This is a genomic window from Mesorhizobium sp. M7A.F.Ca.CA.004.12.1.1, from assembly GCF_003997835.1.
Lineage (GTDB): Bacteria > Pseudomonadota > Alphaproteobacteria > Rhizobiales > Rhizobiaceae > Mesorhizobium.
The window spans coordinates 1-2770 of the sequence record NZ_RZRK01000796.1 but is presented as its reverse complement, the minus strand read 5'-3'; the positions used below and the strand labels follow the sequence as shown (position 1 = coordinate 2770).

The window sequence follows — 2770 nt, the reverse complement described above, 5'->3', positions numbered from 1 at the left end:
CTCCAGGGCTTCGCGGTGACCTGATTTCAGGATGCGGGCGACGATGTAGATACCGAATGCCTTCATCACCATGTAGGCGACGACATAGATGGCGATCAGCCGCCAGTTCGCCGCGACCACATGCAGGTCGAGCGACATGCCTACCGCGAGAAAGAACAGGCCAAGCAGGATGCCGCGGAAGGGTTCGATGTCGGCTTCGAGTTGGTGGCGGAAGGTCGATTCAGACAAAAGCACGCCGGCCAGGAAGGCACCCATCGCCATCGACAGGCCGCTGAGCTGCATGGCGAGGGCGGAGCCAAGGACGACCAGAAGTGCCGCCGCCGTCATCACCTCGCGGGCACGGGCATCCGCCAGGATGCGGAAGAACGGGTTGAGCAGATAACGGCCGGCCACCACCAGGCCGATGATCGCGGCAAGGCCGATGCCGATTTCGGTCAGCCGCTCCATCAGGCTGGTGTCGGTACCGCCGGGCGCCAGGAACGCGATCAGGGCCAGCAGCGGCACGATGGCAAGATCCTCGAGCAGCAGGACCGATACGATGCGCTGGCCTTTCGGTGCGGCGATTTCACCGCGTTCCTCCAGGAGTTGCATGACGATCGCCGTCGAGGTCAGCACGAAGCCGGCGCCGGCGACGAAGGATTGCGCGATCGGAAACCCTCCAGCCATGCCGACACCGGTCAGCAGAAGCGCGCAGACGCCGACCTGCAGCGCGCCGAGGCCGAAGATCTCACGGCGCAGGCCCCACAGCCGCGACGGCTGCATTTCCAGCCCGATGATGAACAGGAACATCACCACACCGAGCTCGGCGACATGAAGAATGGCTTCCGATTCGGAAAAGACGCCGAAGCCGAACGGACCGATCACCACGCCGGCGGCCAGATAGCCGAGGATCGAGCCAAGGCCCATGCGCTTGAAGATCGGAACGGCAACGACGCCGGCAGCAAGCAGTGCCACCACCTGAACCAGATCACTGCCCGATGCTTCCGCCGCCATGCCTCTTGTCCCTGTGTCTAGCAGAAACTCCTTGCATGCAGTTGGAGTGGGAGGCAAGGCGAGAAATCTGCCGGGAAGGGTAGGGCGCCGCTGCAACGATTCACCTGGTGGAACAACGGTCCCCGCTTGCCTGCCGGACGTTCGGCATCTATATCAGGTATATGCCTGACTATTCGTCCCGTCCGTCTTCGACGCCACATATCCCGATGGATGCGCTCAGCGAAGTTCTGCAAGACTTTCGCTTGAGTGGTGTCAACTATGGCCGCTGCGAGCTCCGGCACCCATGGAGCATAGACTTTCCGCAACAACAGCTGCTTCGGTTTCACTTTGTCGGCCAGGGCCCGTGCTGGATTCATACTGAATCGCAAGGCTGGCAGGAGTTGCGCGATGGCGATCTGGTGCTGCTGCCGCAAGGCATCGCCCATCGGCTGGCGAGCGCGCCGGACGTTGCAGGGGACTCGCTCGAAGGTTGCCAGGTGATCAAGTTGGGGGGCAACGTCTGCGAAGTGGTACGGCAAGGAACGGGCGCCACGAGCACCCTTTTCTGCGGCTCCATGGCCTTGGACTCCTATGCGCTCAACCCATTGATAACGTTGATGCCGCCCGTCATCAAGGGTTGCGACGTGGCCGGCAATGACCCGGTCGTCGGTCCTTTGCTGGCGGCCATGACGGTGGAGGCCTCGCAACCGCAGATGGGCAGCGCCACGATTCTGTCGCGTATGGCCGACTTGCTGACGGCCCGGCTCATACGCTGCTGGGTCAATTGCAACGGAGCCTCGACCACCGGTTGGCTCGCAGCCATCCGCGACCCCCATATAGGCCGCGCTTTGGCGGCCATGCACCGCGACCCCGGCCACAACTGGACGCTGGGAAGCCTGGCCGGCGTGGCAGGCCAATCGCGTTCGATTTTCGCCGAGCGTTTCAGTGCGGTATTGGGGGAGGGTGCCGCACACTATCTCGCCCGCCTGCGTATGCAGCTTGCCCGCGAATTGCTGGGCCAAAACGGCTTGTCGGTTGCCGAAGTCGCTACCCGTTTGGGCTATGATTCCGAGGCATCCTTCGCGCGCGCGTTCAAGCGCATCACCAATGTCTCGCCGGGCGTTGTGCGCCGCACAATTCCCGGACGAATGGATATGAATTTCGGATTCTAAGATACATATCATCCGAGCGGACTCGCCTATTTAAGACCTCCAAACTTTGGAGATCTTTCCGTGACTGACACAACATTACAGATTGAAGACGCCGCGATTGGCCTTGATGCCGATGCACCAGCCGCGTGGAGTTCAGCCACCTGGTTCGCGGTCATTTCATTGGCGGCCACCAGCTTTGCCCTGGTGTCGGCCGAATTCCTGCCCGCAGGTCTGCTGACGCCAATGGCACGCGATCTCGGCATCAGCGAGGGGACGGCCGGCCAGGTCGTCACCGCCACCGCTTCCGTCGGCGCCGTGACGGCCATGTTGAGCAATGTTCTCATCGGCCGCTTGAACCGCAAGGCGGTGCTGGTTGGTCTCAGCGCTCTTGCGGTCGGTTCCAATATCCTGGCGGCGCTGGCGACCGATTTCTGGCTGTTGCTGTTGGGCCGGGCCGGGCTGGGCATCGCTCTCAGCGCTTTCTGGGCACTTTCGGTCGCCGTCGTGGCGAGGCTGGTTGGCGCCAATGCGACAGGTCGGGGCATGGCGATCGTCACCCTCGGCGTCTCGCTTGCCACCATTGCCGCACCGTCGATGGGCGCGTTGATCAGTGACTGGATAGGGTGGCGCAGTGCCATGGCCATGAC

Annotated in this window: 3 protein-coding genes; 2 read left to right on the top strand and 1 reads right to left on the bottom strand. The window is 62.6% G+C overall.

Annotated features, from left to right (window positions below):
• A partial coding sequence (locus tag EN984_RS29740; RefSeq protein ID WP_206517511.1) for a monovalent cation:proton antiporter-2 (CPA2) family protein occupies positions 1 to 993 on the bottom strand: 993 nt, incomplete at its 3' end.
• Between the two features lie 161 nt (positions 994 to 1154).
• Here EN984_RS29740 and EN984_RS29735 point away from each other — a divergent pair.
• Positions 1155 to 2144 (top strand): AraC family transcriptional regulator, encoded by a 990-nt coding sequence (locus EN984_RS29735; RefSeq protein ID WP_023813030.1) that lies wholly within the window; start codon positions 1155 to 1157, stop codon positions 2142 to 2144.
• 60 nt (positions 2145 to 2204) lie between these two features.
• Positions 2205 to 2770: MFS transporter (locus EN984_RS29730; RefSeq protein WP_164765735.1), on the top strand; the 566-nt coding region annotated here is incomplete at its 3' end.

Coding starts and splice junctions, on each gene's coding strand:
- EN984_RS29735 (WP_023813030.1), top strand. CDS start 1,155: ATGCCTGACTATTCGTCCCGTCCGTCTTCGACGCCACATATCCCGATG.